This window comes from Vibrio variabilis (assembly GCF_003263785.1).
In the GTDB taxonomy this organism is placed as follows: domain Bacteria; phylum Pseudomonadota; class Gammaproteobacteria; order Enterobacterales; family Vibrionaceae; genus Vibrio; species Vibrio variabilis.
In genome coordinates this window covers 18,073-37,834 of sequence record NZ_JYJK01000107.1, presented here as the reverse complement: position 1 = coordinate 37,834, position 19,762 = coordinate 18,073, and the positions used below count along the sequence as shown (strand labels likewise).

General features: G+C 45.5%; 12 protein-coding genes, 1 tRNA gene and 8 pseudogenes. 13 read left to right on the top strand and 8 right to left on the bottom strand.

Annotated elements, in window-relative coordinates:
- The 6 genes and pseudogenes from TZ48_RS19420 to crr form a co-directional block, all read left to right on the top strand.
- Positions 1-531, top strand: a pseudogene (locus TZ48_RS19420) (transporter associated domain-containing protein); the annotation flags it as partial.
- A gap of 47 nt (positions 532-578) precedes the next feature.
- Positions 579-2,084 (top strand): annotated as a pseudogene (gene lnt, locus TZ48_RS19415) (apolipoprotein N-acyltransferase).
- A 194-nt stretch (positions 2,085-2,278) separates the two neighbouring features.
- A complete protein-coding gene (gene cysK, locus TZ48_RS19410) occupies positions 2,279-3,247 on the top strand; it encodes a cysteine synthase A (RefSeq protein WP_042503316.1) in 969 nt (322 codons plus the stop codon).
- Between the two features lie 298 nt (positions 3,248-3,545).
- Positions 3,546-3,802: pseudogene (locus TZ48_RS19405) on the top strand (HPr family phosphocarrier protein).
- A 137-nt stretch (positions 3,803-3,939) separates the two neighbouring features.
- Positions 3,940-5,667 carry a phosphoenolpyruvate-protein phosphotransferase PtsI gene (gene ptsI, locus TZ48_RS19400; RefSeq protein WP_112480329.1) on the top strand — a complete coding sequence of 576 codons (1,728 nt, stop codon included), beginning with the start codon at positions 3,940-3,942 and terminating at the stop codon, positions 5,665-5,667.
- Positions 5,668-5,708: 41 nt separating this feature from the next.
- Positions 5,709-6,218: a PTS glucose transporter subunit IIA gene (gene crr, locus TZ48_RS19395; protein WP_042476521.1), complete on the top strand. Its 510-nt coding sequence runs from the start codon at positions 5,709-5,711 to the stop codon at positions 6,216-6,218.
- Between the two features lie 89 nt (positions 6,219-6,307).
- On the opposite strand, the gene yfcE is transcribed toward crr, so the two are convergent.
- The 5 genes and pseudogenes from yfcE to TZ48_RS19370 form a co-directional block, all read right to left on the bottom strand.
- Positions 6,308-6,853, bottom strand: coding sequence for a phosphodiesterase (gene yfcE / locus TZ48_RS19390; RefSeq protein WP_112480328.1), 546 nt, complete (start codon positions 6,851-6,853; stop codon positions 6,308-6,310).
- Positions 6,854-6,914: 61 nt separating this feature from the next.
- The gene (locus tag TZ48_RS19385) at positions 6,915-7,319 is read right to left on the bottom strand and encodes a CBS domain-containing protein (protein ID WP_112480327.1); all 405 of its coding nucleotides are present in this window, start codon (positions 7,317-7,319) and stop codon (positions 6,915-6,917) included.
- Complete coding sequence (locus TZ48_RS19380; RefSeq protein ID WP_042503323.1) at positions 7,316-7,666, bottom strand: P-II family nitrogen regulator; 351 nt, start codon at positions 7,664-7,666, stop codon at positions 7,316-7,318. Before TZ48_RS19380 ends, TZ48_RS19385 begins: the two co-directional genes overlap by 4 nt.
- Positions 7,656-8,498, bottom strand: a complete 843-nt coding sequence (locus TZ48_RS19375) for a DUF1538 domain-containing protein (protein ID WP_112480326.1) — start codon at positions 8,496-8,498, stop codon at positions 7,656-7,658. Before TZ48_RS19375 ends, TZ48_RS19380 begins: the two co-directional genes overlap by 11 nt.
- Positions 8,495-9,228, bottom strand: a pseudogene (locus tag TZ48_RS19370) (DUF1538 family protein). Before TZ48_RS19370 ends, TZ48_RS19375 begins: the two are co-directional and overlap by 4 nt.
- Positions 9,229-9,479: 251 nt before the next feature.
- Between TZ48_RS19370 and TZ48_RS19365 the strand changes: the two are divergent.
- The 5 genes and pseudogenes from TZ48_RS19365 to TZ48_RS19345 all read left to right on the top strand — a co-directional run bounded on the left by TZ48_RS19365 (position 9,480) and on the right by TZ48_RS19345 (position 14,112).
- Positions 9,480-10,392, top strand: a pseudogene (locus TZ48_RS19365) (TIGR01777 family oxidoreductase).
- A gap of 65 nt (positions 10,393-10,457) precedes the next feature.
- Positions 10,458-11,284 (top strand): annotated as a pseudogene (locus TZ48_RS19360) (SDR family oxidoreductase).
- A 384-nt stretch (positions 11,285-11,668) separates the two neighbouring features.
- Positions 11,669-12,523, top strand: a pseudogene (locus TZ48_RS19355) (co-chaperone YbbN).
- Positions 12,524-12,727: 204 nt separating this feature from the next.
- On the top strand, positions 12,728-13,663 hold the full coding sequence (locus TZ48_RS19350; RefSeq protein ID WP_112480325.1) for an SPFH domain-containing protein: 936 nt from the start codon (positions 12,728-12,730) through the stop codon (positions 13,661-13,663).
- Complete coding sequence (locus TZ48_RS19345; protein ID WP_239670989.1) at positions 13,660-14,112, top strand: NfeD family protein; 453 nt, start codon at positions 13,660-13,662, stop codon at positions 14,110-14,112. Before TZ48_RS19350 ends, TZ48_RS19345 begins: the two co-directional genes overlap by 4 nt.
- A 63-nt stretch (positions 14,113-14,175) precedes the next feature.
- On the opposite strand, the pseudogene TZ48_RS19340 reads toward TZ48_RS19345, so the two are convergent.
- Positions 14,176-15,335: pseudogene (locus tag TZ48_RS19340) on the bottom strand (DEAD/DEAH box helicase).
- A 308-nt stretch (positions 15,336-15,643) separates the two neighbouring features.
- Positions 15,644-16,942 (bottom strand): hypothetical protein, encoded by a 1,299-nt coding sequence (locus TZ48_RS19335; protein ID WP_112480324.1) that lies wholly within the window; start codon positions 16,940-16,942, stop codon positions 15,644-15,646.
- Between the two features lie 1,055 nt (positions 16,943-17,997).
- Here TZ48_RS19335 and TZ48_RS19325 point away from each other — a divergent pair.
- Complete coding sequence (locus TZ48_RS19325; RefSeq protein WP_112480323.1) at positions 17,998-18,558, top strand: outer membrane protein; 561 nt, start codon at positions 17,998-18,000, stop codon at positions 18,556-18,558.
- 33 nt (positions 18,559-18,591) lie between these two features.
- Complete coding sequence (locus TZ48_RS19320) at positions 18,592-19,326, top strand: hypothetical protein (RefSeq protein ID WP_112480322.1); 735 nt, start codon at positions 18,592-18,594, stop codon at positions 19,324-19,326.
- A gap of 328 nt (positions 19,327-19,654) precedes the next feature.
- Here TZ48_RS19320 and TZ48_RS19315 read toward each other — a convergent pair.
- Positions 19,655-19,731, bottom strand: a tRNA-Arg gene (locus TZ48_RS19315).
- Positions 19,732-19,762 lie beyond the last annotated feature (31 nt).

The window sequence follows — 19,762 nt, the reverse complement described above, 5'->3', positions numbered from 1 at the left end:
ACTCTTAGCTAAGGACCTCCTCCGTTACTTGGGCTCTGACAGCGCCCATTTGATATTGAAGAAGTGATCCGCCCTGCTGTAGTGGTTCCGGAAAGTAAGCGTGTAGACCGCCTGCTGAAAGAGTTCCGTGAAGAGCGTTATCACATGGCCATTGTTGTTGACGAATTCGGCGGAGTATCGGGTCTGGTGACCATCGAAGATATTCTTGAAGAAATCGTTGGTGAAATCGAAGATGAGTTCGATGACGATGATGAGCTAGATATCAGAAAACTGAGTAAGCACACATTTGCTGTGAAAGCGCTCACCACAATTGAAGAGTTTAACGATACGTTCGGCTCTACCTTTAGTGATGAAGAAGTGGATACCGTTGGTGGCTTAGTCATGACTGCATTTGGTCACTTACCGACTCGCGGTGAAGTGGTTGAAATAGAAAATTACAACTTTAAGGTGACAGCGGCGGATAACCGTCGTGTGGTTCAAGTCCAAGTGACTATTCCGGACCAAGAAACCGCTTCAAGCGTTGAAGAGTAAACACCGACCTCAACCTTGAGCTCACCGAGTAAGTGAGAAAATCATAAATGAAGAAAAGTCTTCGACTACTGCGGCCCATTGGGCCGCTTTTGTTGGCGCAAGCACAACTCTTGCCTTTGCACCGTATCAGCTTTGGCCTCTTGCCATTGTCAGCCCATTCCTTCTTATGCTACTTATCCGTGGCCGAAGCAGCAAAAGCGCACTTTGGACAGGTTACGCGTGGGGGCTTGGTCAATTTGCTACCGGGATCAGTTGGGTTCACGTCAGCATTGATACCTTTGGTGGTATGCCCAAAATAGCCAGCCTATTTCTGATGGCGTTGCTTGTCGGCTATCTATCTATCTATTCTGCGCTCTTTGCATGGTCGCTTAATCGCTTTTTCCCATCGGAGAGTAAAACCCGCTATTTTGTCGCGGCTCCCGCATTGTGGCTCATATTTGATTGGGCTCGCGGCTGGGTGATGACCGGGTTCCCATGGCTATGGCTGGGTTACAGCCAAATCGATTCTCCCCTTGGCAATTTTGCACCTATCGGCGGCGTCGAGCTCATTACACTGCTTCTTATCATCATGGCGGGCAGTTTTACTTACCTTACCGTTACCAAACAATGGCAGTTGCTACTCATACCTATGGTGGTGTTAGCCACGGGCTTTGGCCTTCGAAACTATGATTGGGTGACGCCCGCTCCTCAAAAAAACCAAAGTCCGTCGCGCTGATTCAAGGTAATGTCGACCAAGCGCAAAAGTGGCTTCCTAATCATCGCTGGCCAACCATTATGAAGTACACCGATCTCAGTCGAGAAAACTGGGATGCGGATATTATCATCTGGCCAGAAGCCGCGATCCCTGCAATGGAATTCGAGTTGCCTTCATTTTTGAGCAACTTAGATTCCGCCGCTAAGATGAACAACTCTGCGGTGATTACAGGCGTTATCAACAGAACGGATTCTGGAGAATACTACAACAGCATCTTAGTCGTCGGCCAAACGCCTTATGGTGATTACGAAATGGATCTGGATGAGCGTTACCACAAACATCACTTACTACCGTTTGGCGAGTTTGTACCTTTTGGCGACATTCTAAGACCCATCGCACCGTTCTTTAACTTGCCGATGTCGTCATTCAGTCGCGGCGCTTATGTACAACCAAACATTGTGGCCAATGGTATGCATCTCGCGCCCGCTCTATGTTACGAGATCATCTTTGGGGGCAAGTTAGACAAAACGTGACTAACGACACTGACTATCTGCTCACTCTATCCAATGATGCTTGGTTTGGTCGCTCAATCGGTCCTTTGCAACATATGGAAATTGCCCGTATGCGAGCATTGGAGCTCGGTTTGCCATTGATCCGCTCAACCAACAATGGCGTAACAGCGGTCACCGATCATAAAGGTGACATCATTGCCGAGGTTCCTCAGTTTGAAACCGCGGTTCTGCGCACAGACGTTACGCCAACGGATGGTACAACCTGGTACCGCGAAGTTGGCAGCTGGCCACTTTATATTTGGGTAGCACTGTGTCTTGGTTTTGGCGCTTTGCGTCGTAAATCTTAGCCCCAGACCTTAGTGGCTTGCCGCGCTGGCGCTTAGCCACTAAGGGACTTTCCACCATTCCTACAGCGCTTCAAACGCCTGCCGATAAACTTTCTTCCATAATATATAACTATTTGGTTCTTTTACGTTGCCAAACAAAGTCATATTCTTATCAGGTAATCAATAACCACCACGGTTGAATGAAGGAACATAGAATGAGCAAGATTTACGAAGATAACTCCCTGACGATTGGTAACACCCCTCTAGTTCGCCTAAACAAAGTAAGCAACGGCAACGTTCTTGCCAAAGTAGAAGCGCGTAACCCTAGCTTCAGCGTTAAGTGCCGTATCGGTGCTAACATGATCTGGGAAGCAGAAAAAGACGGTCGTCTAAAAGCGGGCGTAGAACTTGTTGAGCCAACCAGTGGTAACACAGGTATCGCACTTGCTTTCGTTGCAGCAGCTCGTGGCTACAAGCTAACGCTAACGATGCCAGAGTCTATGAGTCTTGAGCGTCGCAAACTTCTTAAAGCACTAGGCGCAAACCTTGAGCTAACGGAAGCGGCAAAAGGCATGAAAGGTGCGATTGCTAAAGCAGAAGAAATTGTTGCTTCTAACCCAGAGAAGTACCTACTACTTCAACAATTCAACAACCCTGCAAACCCTGCAATCCACGAGAAAACAACGGGTCCAGAGATCTGGGATGCCACAGACGGCGAAGTAGACGTATTCGTAGCGGGTGTTGGTACTGGTGGTACTATCACAGGTACTAGCCGCTACATTAAAGGTGAGAAAGGTAAAGCTATCGTTTCTGTTGCAGTAGAACCAGCAGAGTCACCAGTGATCACTCAAGCGCTAGCAGGTGAAGAGATCCAACCAGCACCGCACAAAATCCAAGGCATCGGCGCAGGCTTTATTCCAGAAAACTTGGATCTTGAGCTCCTAGACCGCGTTGAGCAGGTAACCTCTGAAGAAGCAATCGAAATGGCACGTCGCCTAATGGAAGAAGAAGGTATCCTTGCTGGTATTTCTTCTGGCGCAGCGGTTGTAGCAGCTAACAGACTAGCAGAACTACCTGAATTTAAAGGAAAAACCATCGTAACTGTACTACCAAGTTCAGGTGAACGTTACCTAAGTTCAGCATTGTTCGCGGGTATATTTACTGACAAAGAGATTCAGCAGTAATATGTAGCCAAATCAATTTTTACACGAAAAAAGCCCCTTTAAGGGGCTTTTTTGTTGAATCTCTGTCAGCCTTTGGTAATATCAGGACAGTTTTATTTTAAGCTTAAAAATAAATAGGCTGAATACCGAATTTCGTAGAACATGCATACAGCGAAGACTGCAATCATGTCCTACAATTCTAGTCCAATACAATTCTTAGCGATTATGACTTTCGTCCAATGGCGAAGCGTAATACATAACGATAAGCTTGGTTTGGTCTAGAAACTAAACATAAAATAAATCAATTGGGGTATAAAAAATGTACGAGAAGCAAGTAGAAATCACAGCAGAAAACGGCCTTCACACTCGTCCGGCTGCTCAGTTCGTTAAAGAAGCAAAAGCATTTGACGCTGACATCACTGTGACTACTAACGGCAAAAGCGCTAGCGCGAAAAGCTATTCAAACTACAAACTCTTGGTCTAGTTAAAGGCACTACTATCACTATCGCTGCTGAAGGCCCACAAGCTCAACAAGCAGTTGACCACCTAGTAGCTCTAATCCCTGAGCTTCACTAAGAACCCAGTTCTCCTTAAAGCCATTTTGTGAAAACAGAATGGCTTTATTGGAAATGGCTCGGGCTATCAGCTACATATTATAAGTGGCTAAAAAACCATCCAATCTTTGATACACTAGACCATATAAAGGTAAAGCTATGATTTCAGGCATCCTAGCATCTCCTGGTATTGCTATCGGTAAAGCACTACTACTTCAAGAAGACGAAATTGTTCTAAACACGTCTACTATTTCAGATGACCAAGTTGAAGCAGAAGTTGCGCGTTTCTTTGACGCTCGCAACAAGTCAGCTCAACAGCTAGAAGTTGTTAAGCAAAAAGCGCTTGAAACTTTTGGTGAAGAGAAAGAGGCTATCTTCGAAGGCCATATCATGCTTCTTGAAGATGAAGAGCTAGAAGAAGAAATCCTAGCACTCATCAAGAAAGACAAACTATCTGCAGACAATGCGATTCACACAGTAATCGAAGAGCAAGCAACTGCACTAGAATCTCTAGATGACGAATACCTAAAAGAACGTGCAACTGATATCCGTGATATCGGTACTCGTTTCGTTAAGAACGCACTAGGCATCAACATCGTTTCACTAGGTGACATCGATGAAGAAGTTATCCTAGTGGCTTACGACCTAACGCCATCTGAAACAGCGCAAATCAACCTAGACTACGTACTTGGTTTTGCTTGTGACATCGGCGGTCGTACTTCGCACACTTCTATCATGGCACGTTCACTAGAACTTCCTGCGATTGTTGGTACTAACGACATCACTAAGAAAGTGAACAACGGCGACATGCTGGTTCTTGATGCAATGAACAACAAGATCATTGTGAACCCAACTCAAGCTGAAATTGAAGAAGCTCAAGCGGTACGTGAAGCGTTCCTTGCTGAAAAAGAGGAACTAGCAAAACTTAAAGACCTACCTGCAGAAACTCTAGACGGCCACCGTGTAGAAGTTTGCGGTAACATCGGTACAGTGAAAGACTGTGATGGCATCAACCGCAACGGCGGCGAAGGTGTTGGTCTGTATCGTACAGAATTCCTATTCATGGACCGCACTGCTCTTCCAACTGAAGAAGAACAGTACCAAGCTTACAAAGAAGTTGCGGAAGCAATGCACGGTCACGCGGTAATCATCCGTACTATGGATATCGGTGGTGATAAAGATCTACCATACCTAGACCTACCTGAAGAAATGAACCCGTTCCTTGGCTGGCGTGCAGTACGTATCAGCTTGGATCGTCGTGAAATCCTTCGTGATCAGCTACGTGGTATCCTACGTGCATCTGCACACGGTAAGCTACGCATCATGTTCCCGATGATCATTTCTGTTGAAGAGATCCGTGAGCTGAAAGCCGCTATCGAAGAGTACAAAGCAGAACTTCGCGCTGAAGGTCTAGCATTCGACGAAAACATCGAAATCGGTGTCATGGTTGAAACTCCTGCTGCAGCAGCTATCGCTCACCACCTTGCGAAAGAAGTTTCATTCTTTAGTATTGGTACAAACGACCTAACTCAGTATACTCTAGCTGTAGACCGTGGTAATGAGCTGATTTCTCACCTATATAACCCACTATCACCTGCTGTACTAACAGTAATCAAGCAAGTGATCGACGCTTCTCACAAAGAAGGTAAGTGGACTGGTATGTGTGGTGAGCTTGCTGGCGACGAGCGTGCGACTCTACTTCTATTAGGTATGGGCCTAGATGAGTTTAGTATGAGCGGTATTTCAATTCCTAAGGTTAAGAAAGTAATCCGCAACGCTAACTTCTCTGAAGTGAAAGCAATGGCTGATGAAGCGCTACAAATGGCGACTGCAGCAGAAATTGAAGCGCACGTCGAAAAATTTATCGCAGAAAAGACAAACTGCTAATATAATTGACTAGATTAAAATCAAACCTTTAGGAGCACGACATGGGTCTGTTTGACAAACTGAAGAAGCTAGTATCTGACGACAGCGCTGACACTGGTGCAATCGAAATTATCGCACCTCTATCTGGTGAAATCGTAAACATCGAAGATGTGCCAGACGTAGTATTCGCTGAGAAAATCGTTGGTGACGGTATTGCAATCAAGCCAGCTGGTGACAAGATGGTAGCTCCTGTAAACGGTACTATCGGTAAGATCTTCGAAACGAACCACGCGTTCTCAATCGAATCTGACGACGGCATCGAGCTATTTGTTCACTTCGGTATCGACACAGTTGAACTGAAAGGCGAAGGCTTCAAGCGTATCGCTGAAGAAGGCCAAACTGTTAAAGCTGGCGACACTATCATTGAATTCGATCTAGCTCTTCTAGAAGAGAAAGCGAAATCAACGCTAACGCCTGTAGTTATCTCTAACATGGACGAAATCAAAGAGCTTAACAAGCTTGCTGGTGCCGTGACTGTTGGCGAAACACCTGTACTACGTGTAACTAAGTAATTAGTTATCTCGAAGTAGAAAAAACGCAGCTTAATCGCTGCGTTTTTTTATGCCTGCTGTTTAGCGTTTCATCTTGATAATGAAGCGGGTTACAACTCTATAGAGGCCAGCACTTCACCATCAAAGGTTTGAACACTAAGTCTATTCTCTTCCAGCAGACCAAAGCTCGCCGCAAACTCATTGCGCGGGAACGTTATCGACCCTGGATTAAAGATGATCTGCTCACCTTGCCACTCGGCAACGGGAATATGAGTATGACCATGGGCAATGACATCGCCATGCTTGAGTGGCGGACGCTTATCACTGTTGTACAAGTGGCCATGGGTTAGAAATAGACGCTGCCCGGTCGGCAACATCACCCAGGCGTAATCGCTCATCATCGGAAACTCGAGCAGCATCTGATCCACTTCACTGTCACAGTTGCCACGAACTGCAATGATCTCTTGCTTGTGCGCATTAAGAAGCTCTGCGACCTTCGGAGGGTTATAACTGCCTGGGACTGGGTTTCTTGGACCATGATTGAGAACATCCCCCAAAATCACCAGATGTTCAGCCCCTGACTGGCGGTAACGCTCTAGCACTCTCTCGGTGGCTTCTTGACTGCCGTGTAAGTCCGACGCAAAGAACAGTTTCATTGATTTTTCTCCAACACTTTCTTTGTGGCTATTGTATCGAACTTACCAACACGCTGCAGAGCTAATCGAGCCCGAGCATCCCGTTCACAACAATGTTATTGTAACTAACCATACCAATCACTCGCCCATCTTCAATCACTGGTGCTCGGCTGATCCCAAATCGCTCAAACAATCGCGCGCAATACTTCACATTCATATTCGGATCAACGCACAAAGCAGGTTTAGTCATGATTTCATAGATATTCGTACGCTGCGGAGAGCGGTTGCGCGCCAACACCTTTTTGGCGATGTCGTTCATGAGCACAATACCAAATTCATCGTCATCACTGCGCTTTTCAACCACCAGCGCTTTCACTCGGTGCTCTTTCGCCAGCACAATCCCATCGTGTACCGTCTTTAGTCCATCGACCATCACATAAGTGTTGGCCATCACATCGCGTACGCTTACCCTTTTCTGCTGACTCATAGTTCGTCCTCCACAACTTTAGTCAATGTCTCTACTTGATGAGCGACACCCACTGCATCTTCTATATCTATTTGCACGGCTATCCCTTGTCCCGACGTCTGGTCAAACTCCCCCACTTGGCTAATCGTCTCTAATATGTGGCGAGATAAATGCTCTTCGACCACAAACAACACCACATCTTTTTGCACCTCTAAGGTCAGACCAAAAAAGGTTTGCTTCTTATTGAGGCCTTCACCTCTCGCATTGTTAATCACTGTTGCACCGGTCGCGCCCGCGTCACGAGCCGCATCCAACACTTGCTCTGTCTTGCTATCTTCTACAAACGCAAGGATCAGTTTAAAGCGCATTGTTCTTCTCCTTAGAAGTAAGATGATGGTTGGCGTCCTGCTCGTCTGTAGAGCGATGATCGACAGAAGAACGCGCCGTTAAATATTGAGTAAGCTGGGCATACGCCATTACTGAGATAATCGGAAATAGGCTGGCAAAAGCAATGAGACCAAAGCCATCTATCATTGGATTTCTGCCAGGGACCGTTGATGCTAAGCCAAGGCCAAGCGCCGTCACCAGCGGTACCGTTACCGTTGACGTTGTCACCCCACCAGAATCATAAGCAAGTGGGACAATAAATTTCGGCGCGTAATAGGTTTGGATCACCACCAATATGTAACCGGCAATGATGTAATAATGAATAGGATCGCCGACAACAATACGATAGCTGCCTAGAGCAATGCCAACCGCCACGCCAAGGGCAACGGCAATTCTAAGACCATTCACCGATATTGCCCCTGCAGACACTTGGTTCGCTTTGATCGCCACAGCAAGCAGTGAAGGCTCTGCAATGGTCGTACTAAACCCGATACAAAACGCGAACAAGAAAACCCAGTAGTAATCTATCCACTCGAGAGTACCGCCTAAGGTAATACGCACTTGATTGAGAAAGTCTGGTGCCGTGAGCTGCATTGCCATGGTTTCACCCAGTGGAAACAGCGCAAGCTCTAGGCCGACCAAAAACAAGCTAAGACCAACTATGACATAACCAAAGCCAATCATGACTTTTACCGGATTGGCGATAGGCTTCTTGAGAATGGCAAATTGAAAACCAAAGATAATGACCATGATTGGTGTGACATCGCGAATGGTCATGAGTAAGGTGTGTAAAAACTCCCAAACAAAGCTCATACCATCACCATCCCATAAACCATCACAAACATCATGGGTAACAAGGACGCAAAGGCGATCAGTCCAAAGCCATCCAACATGGGATTACGGCCTTTAATCGTGCTTGCCAGCCCCACCCCAAGCGCCGTAACTAAGGGGACGGTTATGGTTGAGGTCGTAACCCCTCCCGAGTCATAGGCAACGCCGATAATGTATTCTGGAGCAAACCAAGTTAACACCACGACGCCAATATAACCGCCAATAATCAACACATGAATAGGCCAACCTTTAAGTATCCTCAGCACGCCAAGTACGATGCTAGCCCAACAGAAATCGCCACAGAAAGTCGCAGTCCATCGGCATAGCTTTGCATTGAGTCTTCGGTCATTGGGATAATCCCGCCCTCCGCAGCCACCTCTGCGGCTTCCGCTGACACTGCGGTTAATGCAGGCTCCGCTATCGTCGTGCCAAATCCTAAGCAGAAAGAAAACACCATGAGCCAAAACACGCTTCCTTTGCGGGCGAATGATTGCGCCATGGTTTCGCCAATCGGAAACAGTCCCATTTCAAGACCAAAGACAAAGAAAGTCAGACCAAGTACAACCAGCAGTAAGCCGAATAGAATCGAGAGAACATTAGGGAGAGGCTCTTGAAGAACAACGAGCTGAAAGAACAAAACGACAAGGACGATGGGCATAAGATCCTTAAAGCTATTTATCATAGCGCCAAGGAGTGATTTCAAACCTTGCATGGACACCTCCCTTATCCAGCCTTCACTAATATAATGATGGCAAAGAAAAGTGTAAGAAAGTGTGACATATATGACACTGTCGATGCTGCCACGAAAAGAGTGCCGTTTTTGTGAACCAAAGCGGCTGTGCTACATATAAACATCCGTTGCAGTTGGGTTAGTTAATTCCCTGATTCATTGCTATATTTAAACCCAAATGCCCGCGACGACGCGTGTCTTAGTAGCAGAGAGCGACTTTTAGAGGAGAGAGAATGAAGCTGTTATTAACCGGCGGGACCGGCTTTATCGGACGTGAGCTACTCAAGCACCTCACTACACACACTGTGACGCTGCTTACCCGCGACGTTGCCGCAGCTAAACGTATCCTCAATCACACAGACCTTGGCAACATTGACTACATTGAATCCCTCAATACTTATAGCGACCTCAACGAGTTTGACGCCGTCATTAACTTAGCTGGAGAGCCTATCGCCGACAAACGTTGGAGTGCGGCGCAAAAGCAGCGTATCTGCGACAGCCGCTGGAAAGTAACAGAAAAGATTGTTGAGTTGATCCATGCCAGTACTAAACCGCCATCAACCTTCATCAGCGGATCGGCGGTGGGCTACTATGGCGATCAACAAGATCACCCTTTTGATGAAAGCTTGAAAGTACACCACGACAACTTCGCTCATACGGTGTGTGATCGTTGGGAGCAGATCGCTATGCGTGCGCAATCGGATCATACTCGCGTGTGCATACTAAGAACCGGTGTGGTACTCGGTGATGGCGGCGGCGCTTGGCAAAAATGATACTGCCATACAAACTGGGTGTTGGCGGCCCTATCGGTGATGGTGCACAATACATGCCGTGGATCCATCTACTGGATATGGTGCGTGGGATTGTTTTCTTGCTTGAGACCGATCATCCGTCGGCCCTTACAATCTCTGTGCACCTCACGCCGTCTCTAACGCAACGTTCAGTAAAACACTAGCAAGCACACTGGGACGACCACACTTCTTGATGACGCCAAAGTGGGCATTGAAACTCGCAATGGGTGAGTCTTCATGTTTGCTGTTAGACAGCGTTCGAGCCAAGCCCAAGAAGCTCACCGAGATGGGATTTAAGTTCTCTTTCCCTCATATCGATACCGCCTTAAAAAACATCATCACTAATGCACGGTAATACTTGCTACTCCCTATGAAGTCTCGGTAAGGTAGTTGAAAATAAATCATAGGGTTAGTTAAGTAATGGCCAAGTCAGTACTCATCACAGGATGTTCTAGCGGCATCGGTTATGTCGCCGCGCATGCACTTCAAAAACAAGGATACCAAGTCATCGCGTCATGCCGCCAAGAAGCGGATGTAACACGACTTCAACAAGAAGGATTGACCTGCATACAGCTTGATCTTGCCGATCCCAAAAGCATTAAACTGGCCGTTCAAAAAACCCTTGCCCTGACTGAAGGACGACTCTATGGCCTGTTTAACAACGGCGCTTACGGCCAACCAGGTGCATTAGAAGATCTGCCAACCGACGCGCTAAGAGCGCAGTTTGAAGCCAACGTTTTTGGCTGGCATGAACTCACTAAGCAAATTCTCCCAATCATGCGTGCGCAAGGTGAAGGCCGCATCATACAAAACAGCTCAGTGCTTGGATTTGCTGCAATGAAGTATCGTGGTGCGTACAACGCCTCTAAGTTTGCCCTTGAAGGCTGGACAGATACATTACGTCTAGAGCTGTACCAAACCGGTATACACATTTCACTGATTGAGCCTGGTCCTATCGAAACCCAATTTAGAGCCAATGCTAAGCGTGCGTTTTTACAATGGATTAACGTTGAATCAAGCCCGCATCGAGCGCAATACGAACAGCAGCTTACCCGCCTATCTGCCGAGGCCTCTGGTAACCAATTTGTGCTACCACCAGAATCTTGCGTACCGCCCTTGCTGCATGCGCTTGATCTCAGTCACCAAAACTGCGCTATCGTGTGACTACGCCAACCAAAGTGTTCGCCATACTAAAACGGATCCTTCCTAGCAAGTGGTTAGATCCTATTCTGCGAAAGGCTGCATAAAAAACGGTCACTTGTAATTTTAGTGTCACAATTAAACGTTATATTAACCACCGTGGTGAAACCACACTGCGCATCACATCTTCAGGTATCGTTACCTTAAGACAAAATGCCAGAGCAATATCTAACTCACAGCATTCACGTGGATTACAACGAAAATGACGCTAAATCAGCTTAACTGGTTAGCTGTGGGGGTTACACTAGCTTACTTCGTAATGTTCTAGACACCTTTGCTTGCTGCCGTTCTGGAATCCATTAACGCCGCGCTTTATAGTGCGGCGTTTTGGCATCTAATCTTCCCCTTTCTCAGCGCATAACCTTGAATTTTCGGTCACTGATACCAATCTTGAATTAAGAAAGATAGACATCACCTACAAGGAACACTCAATGCAACCTGCGACCATTGTGGAGTTAAACGAACAAAACCTTCTGCAAGTATTGGAAAGCTCAAAAGACTTCCCCTGTGCTCATCCATTTTTGGGCACCAATGAGTGATGAAAGCGCGCAAATCATCCCATCACTTCGAGCGCTGACGGAGCAATACGCCGGAGCCTTCTCCCTAGCACTGCTCAACTGTGAAGAGCAGCAGGCTATCGCTGGTCAGTTTGGCGTTCAAGCGCTGCCCACCATTGCTCTGTTTGTTAATGGCCAACCTGTTGACGGCTAGGCGGTCCTCAGCCTATCGAAGCAGTGAAAGCCATGCTGGCTAAGCACCTACCAAGTGAAGATGAGCTAAATGCACGCAAAGCACTAGAGCTGTCTCAGCAAGGTGAATACGAATCCGCAATTGAGTTACTTAACAGCCTATCAGACGAGTACAAGCAAAAAGGCGAAATCAAACTCGCGCTTGCGCAGTGTCTACTGGAAACCAATCAGTTTGATGTAGCAGAAGCTGTCCTTAATACCATCCCAATGGAGTACAAAGACAACTTCTATAAAAGCTTGATTGCGAAACTTGAGCTGCACAAACAAGCGGCAGACAGCCCAGAGATTCAATCACTGGAAGCCGCGCTGAAAGCAAACCCAGAAGATCTTAAGCTCGTGGCTGAACTGGCGCTTCAATATCACCAAGTAAACCGTGATGAAGACGCGCTTGAACTTATGTGGACACCGCTAAGCCGCAACCTAAATGCCCTTGATGGCGATTTGAAAAAGTCATTTATGGATATTTTATCGGCACTCGGTCAAGGCAACCCAATTGCTGCGAAATATCGCCGTCAGCTGTATTCTTTGCTGTACTAGTCGCAAGACATTCTGTGATTCATAAAAGGGATCTTTGCGTCCCTTTTTTCACATTCGTGTGAACAACATCTATTAGCCTGCCGTATAAGTTACTGATACAACTAATAATTACCCATCGAAAAAATACACTTCATTACACATAAATGTCTCAACTAAACTGTATACTATTGAGAATATGTACATTTTTAATACAGGGAAATTGTCATGGCTATTGATGCAATGATCACTATTGGCGGGTTTATTCTTGTTGCTGTTGTCTTTATCGTCGCAGGGGTAAAAACCGTTCCACAAGGCAACAACTGGACAGTAGAGCGATTTGGACGCTACACCCACACACTCAAACCAGGTCTGAACCTCATCATTCCTTTTATCGATAGTGTCGGTAACAAGGTAAATATGATGGAACGCGTTCTGGATATCCCACCGCAAGAGGTCATTTCACGCGACAACGCCAACGTGGTTATTGATGCGGTTTGTTTTGTACAAGTGGTCGATGCAGCAAAAGCCGCTTATGAGGTTAACGACCTTGAACATGCAATTCGTAACCTCACACTGACCAACATGCGTACCGTACTTGGCTCTATGGAGTTGGATGAAATGCTCAGCCAGCGTGACTCCATCAATACCAAGCTGCTGTCTATCGTCGATGAAGCCACCAACCCTTGGGGCGTAAAAGTCACTCGTATTGAAATCCGTGATGTTCAGCCACCAGCTGACTTAACTGCTGCAATGAATGCACAAATGAAAGCTGAGCGTAATAAACGTGCAGAGATTCTAGAGGCAGAAGGTGTCCGTCAGGCTGAAATTCTGCGTGCGGAAGGTCAAAAGCAAGCCGAAATCCTCAAAGCTGAGGGTGACAAGCAGGCTGCTATACTTCAAGCAGAAGCGCGTGAGCGTGCCGCTGAAGCAGAGGCCAAAGCAACCGAGATGGTATCAACGGCCATTGCACAAGGTGATATGCAAGCGGTGAACTACTTCATCGCACAAGGTTATACTGAAGCGCTGAAAACGATTGGTCAGGCTGAAAATGGTAAGATCATCATGCTACCTCTTGAAGCCACTGGACTAATGGGCTCTGTTGCCGGTATTGCGGAAATGTTCAACCAATCGAAAGCAAGCAACAATGAGGATAAAGCGTGATTGAATTACTCAGCCAAGTTAACTATTGGCACTGGTTAGCCCTAGGTTTACTGCTGCTTTGCGGCGAGCTGCTTGGCACGGCTGGGTATATGTTGTGGCTCGGCATCTCAGCAATGCTGGTTGGCATTGTATTGGCGTTTGTGCCCATTAGTTGGCAGCTTCAATGGGTGAGCTTTGGTGTGTTCTCTCTCGCCCTTACCTGGCTTTGGTGGCGCAAACAACATAAGGTCGACAAACACTCCGATCAGCAGCGTGACCTAAACCAAAAAGACAAGCAATTGCTTGGACAAACCACCATACTTGAAGAAGACATCAATCGCGGTAAATGCCGCATCAAGCTAGGTGATACCTCTTGGTCAGCCTACAGTGACAAAGCCCTCCCCTCAGGGACGTTGGTCAAAGTCATCGATGTGGATGGCATTACGTTACTGATTGAAAGAGCTGATTGAAAGAGCTGATTGAAAAAGCCGAATAAAAAATGCCCCTGACACAAATCAGGGGCATTTTTCTCATCAATCTCTTGCTTCGCGTTTGTGCTTTGGCACGTAATTCAAAATCGAGATTGGCACCGGTTTTCTTGGGGTAAAGCCTTCAATCTCTACGCGTTCTAGCAAATGGCCTAAACGACTCTCAATCATGCAAAGGTTCTTGAAGTTGTCTTTAGAGACCAAGGATACCGCCTCACCCACCGCTTCAGCACGACCTGTACGACCGATGCGATGCACATATTCATCGGCAGGGTATGGTAGGTCATAGTTAATAACCACAGGTAGGTTTTCAATATCGATACCACGCGCGCAACGCCTGTTGCGACTAGGTACTGGATTTCGCCAGCTTTAAACGACTCAATCAACTGCTGACGCACCTTCTGGTTACGACCACTGTGAAACGCTTCGGCGACAATGCCACGCTTTTCAAGCTGGCTAACTAACTTTGCAGCGCCGTGCTTCGTCTCGATGAAAATCAGCGCTTGCTTCCAGTCATTCGTTTGTAGCATGTGACTAAGCAGCGAAGATTTCATGTCTTTATCGACCGTGACAATCCACTGCTTGATGTTGCTCTTTGACGCGCTGTGTTTGGTAATCGAGATCTCTTCAGGATCGCGGATCGCCGATTTTGCTAACTCTCGAACAGGGTTTGAGAGCGTTGCCGAAAACAGCAGATTTTGTGCATCTTCTGGTACGCGTGCGATGATTTTGTTGATGGCTTCAATAAAGCCCATATCAAGCATCTTATCGGCTTCATCTAACACCAGTACTTCGAGCTCATCAAAATGAATCGCGCGCTGACCGTACAAATCAATCAAGCGGCCAGGAGTGGCAACGACAATATCAACGCCATCAATCAGCGCTTGTTTTTGCGGTGCGTAATCCACACCACCAAACATCGCCATCGACTTTAAAGGCAGATGCTGCGCGTAAGCTTCAATGCTTTGGTTTACCTGCAGTGCCAGTTCACGAGTCGGCGTTAAGATGATCGCGCGAGCACGCTTCTTTCGCTGGGTTTCGCTTTGGCTTAGCTTCTCTAAAATAGGCAGCACAAAACTCGCCGTTTTACCGGTACCCGTTTGTGCCGCTGCAATCAGGTTTTCACCTTTTAGGACAATCGGAATTGCTTTGGTTTGAATCGTGGTTGGCTTTTGATAGCCAAGCGACGCTACTGCATCAAGAATAGGTTGGCTTAAGCGAGGTTAGAAAAAGACATCACGAGTTCTCTTTATCAAGATGAAGACCCGCGCATTCTATAGAGCTTAAGATTGATGCACAATGTTATTGAGAGTTAAATTCACCTCTTCACACGACAGAAAAGGTGACGCCTATGGCAAGCTCACTCTTCAAATAACCTAACCGATAAGTACGGAATACTCCAAACAGGACAAGGGTGATTCCGAACCTTAGGTTGGTACTCGTTTGGAAGAGGAATTGAGCTAGGTAAAGATAGGCATCCACCCGATCATAATCAGTTCAAGTCAACGAAGGTCTATTGTAAATACATTTTCGAGTCGATAAGTTTAGTTTGATATAACGTCTTATCTTTACCCGTATCAACAAATTTGTATCTAAGGGCTGCTCCAATATCTCGCTTTTTACGAAGGTCTAATTCTGTAAAGTTACGTAAGCTAAGATAGCCAACGGTATCATTCAACATAGAGCTTACATTTTTTTCCACCCTCGGTGGCAGCTCTATACTTACATTCGACTTGTGGTCTACTTTTCTGTCCACATAAAAAGCAAGCGAATCTACAACAACATATTTGTCTGAGTTATTCGATATCTTCAATGCTCTATGACCATCAGTCTTCATTGAAATTACTTCGTCAGATAATTCGAACGGATAAGCAATGTAGCCCCTTTTCTTGGAGTTGATTGTATACTCAACAGTAAAACCCTTTTTATAATCATCTCCTGATAAGGCGTAACTTACATCACACCCATCTACTTTGAAGTTCCAATCTTTTAAGCTTTCATTACAATGAAGATAATGCTTATAAGTATCTCGAAGCTCAGCATATTGGTTAGTTACTGAATCCTTAAGATCTAGGGGTGAAGAAAATACTTGGTAATCAAAATTTACTCTCTTTGATTTAGACTCCATCACCTGCACAAATCTTGATGGAACTTGACTTCCGTATAACCCACTTTTGTCATTTACGCGGATTTTCAAGGATTCTTCAAGGTGTTGCTTGCGGTTCTTCAATTCATTACGAAGCTTAACATTAGTATTTTTTTTATAATCTTTCGCTTCACTTAACTCTTCAATAAAGCTAGACCGCTCCAGCCTTTTGGCTGCTTGTTCAACTGCTTGGCTATACGCATCCTCATCGAAACTACTAGTGTAGTAACCACCCGCTGATAGTGCACCAAGGCCAAAGGAAAAAGCAATATATGCAGCATTGCCGACAGTTGATTGGAACACATCACCTGTTGATATTTCGGTAGACCTAAATATCTGAGCGTAATTGTCTGTATCACAATATTTATGATCATCATCTCCAACCTTACCTAATAAGCCCCTAGTCCCACAATCATGTGGATCGGTTGAAAAATTGGGCTCTAGCGTTGCGAGCTTTACCCAAGGTTCGTCACTATCCGCTTTAGCCCAATTGAATGTGAACTTTGTAAACTCATAATCACCGCTAGATGTTTTTTCTAGGTATCCCATTAAACCTTCCATATGAAGGCCCTTCAAACTATCCAGAGTATAACCGTTTGGCGATTCGACGTTTGTTGCACTACATCCTGTTAGTGCAACTGCGATAAATATTAGCGCCTTCTTCACTTCTTTACTTCCCTTAATACTAAGTTAAAACTATTAAAGCCACTATAAGAAAATAAATATTAAAATTAACATTTACCCCCACACATAGCTTCAACCTTCACTTATTGACAACATTCAATCCCTTTGAGATCTTATATAAATCCGTAAAGCATTTTATAGAACATCAGTAAAGAAGTCGAATTATATCTATTTCAGATAATTCCACTTTGAACATATAAAAATAAAACATACCCACCAAATACTTATTCACATGACGAATGATTTCTGGGGTAATTATTACACTTAGGTTTAATTTAATATTGAACATCAAAAATAGAGAAAAACTAAGACAAGAGGGTTTGTCGCACAAATTTCTCATGACCAACCATGCTTGAAGATATTTTCCATCTTCTATATTTCAACACCTCAAGCTTAGCTCAAATCTTATTATTCTCATACATCGTGTCATTACACTCTAAGGTATTGAGCCATAGTGTGGCTTTGCTGCGTAATTCAAACAGAAAACCAAACCTTGTGAATTGAGCGATTATTATACAGCATTATATTCTTGTTAGAGCCATAAAGCTTTTAGTTGTCAGCGCCGATGTAAAAATGACCCACTGCTAAATTGCAAGGCTGTTCAAAGAAGGCTGCCGCTTCTCTTGGCGCGATAAGCGAAACAGCCATCTTAATCCATACAGCATCACGGCAGCTACTTGTGGCTTTGCCGACGACGTGGGCTCTCTTAATTCATTAGTCTTCTACTCACAAGAGCCAGACTTTTAAACTTAGAAAACAGTGATTAAGAGCGGTAAGCATAAAGCTTTCCGCTCTTTTTTTGTTTGAGCATTCTGCTAAATCATTTGATGGTTGTCTAAGTGCAAGTTGGTATTCGAAGCCCTCAAGAACAAGTAGTACAACGTTTAAAGGCAACAAGAAAGTATATAAATTCATAGCCTTACGCCCCACCTATGTTGATCGAGATCTCATCAGACACATGAATACACTTATGCCATTTGCTGTTATTCACCCTATTGTATAGCATGCTGATGAGTTGTTGTTTATAAGGAATAAAAATGAAAAAAATACATGTAGTGGTTGCTCCAATAATATTTGGAGTGTGTGGTGTTGCGTCAGCCAGTGGAGTATACATTGGTGCTGATCTTGCTCTAGGAAATAAGACCGCACTTGAGACCCAAGGCGCCTCCTTTGATGAAACAAACGAAGTGGGTTTAGGCGCGCTCGCTGGTTATAACTTCACCATCACCCCCATGTTCGACCTAGGTGTTGAGGCGGAGTATCGCACCATTGGTGAAGCTGATTTTAATATTGATGACAATAAGTTCCAATCAAGCGGCTCGTTCTATGGCGTTAACCTTCGTCCTAAATACACATTAAGTACGGGTGCGTTTGCTGCTGCCGTTATAGGTGTCGGGCAAATGGAAATGAAACTCTCGCATAATTCCACCAGTGAAACGAACTCAGGAACGGCCTACCAACTCGGTGTTGAGGGCGGTTATGCCTTTGACTCTGGAGTCGACTTGGTAATTGGCTATAGATTTACCGAAGCCTCTGATATTGAGGGAATAGAATTTGGTGTGAGCGGTATTTATGGCGGTGCTCGCTATAACTTCTAATTCTCCCATTAGTAATTAAGGACGAAGAGTACAATGAAGAAAGCGCTTATTGTTTCGACATTTTGTACAAGCCTCTTACTAGGCTGTGGGCATGAAAGCAGCGAGGTCGAAGATTACTTTCCTCCTGACGTGCCGGTTCCTAAGCCAGAGCCAGAGCCAGAGCCTTTCACCGGAAATAGTGTCTATTTCAATGAACAAGACTTTGTTATCACCGTTGTGGACTCAGAGCGAGAGACCCACCCTATTGTGGTTGGAGACTTCAGTGCAAACGAAATCTTACTCACTCACACTGGAGAGTTTGAGGGCAATCTGGCGAAAACCAAAGGTATAACGCAAGTAAGCAACACCGGAGACTACTTAGTCAATGACACAATTGCGGTCACAGGCGAAGTGTCCGAAAACGGCATATACATCTACGGCGATGTTAACGACCAAATGGTAGCTTACTCGTTAGCCAAAGTTTCAGATTCGATGAACCTAGCCAGCCTAGTTGGAACACATACTAACCTTGTCGATGGGACAACCTGGCGCATTGCCATTGACGGCAGTTTTGAGATCAATGGCTCTTGTATTGTGAATGGCACGCTTAGGTACAATCGCTATTACTTTAACGTTTTAGGAGCAGAAGCATCGAACTGTGCGGATGATAGCTTTAATGGCGCTTACGAAGGAATGATGACGACCGTCACCTATCAAAGCGACGTATACCTTAGCGGCATCATCTTCAATGATACCGCGGTGATGTGGTCAACAGCGGTGAAACAATAACCTGTCGCTTCGCCATTAAACACACTCATCTTTGCCACTATCTCAATGGCATACCATTCAAAATCGCTAAGAGAGCCTCTTAAAAAAAGGGGAGCTCTTTTAGCGCGTGAGAAAACAAGTTCACGCAACTTAGTCTATTTCTTTCAATCAGTTAAACACTATAAGAAAGCCGTAATGGCCTACGGATGACAGCTATTTTGAAAATCGAAAAGGGTAAGCACTATCGCTTGTAGTAAAGTATCTGTTGGGATTGTTCGTGAAGGGATTCACATTTTTCATGGCACAGTCCTCGCTAGATTTGAATCTAGGACTGTGTCGAGGGAAAGAATGGCACGCCCTGTAGGATTCGAACCTACGACCACATCCTTAGAAGGGACGTGCTCTATCCAGCTGAGCTAAGGGCGCGCTATAGGGAAAGGATTATACGAGTTAGGAG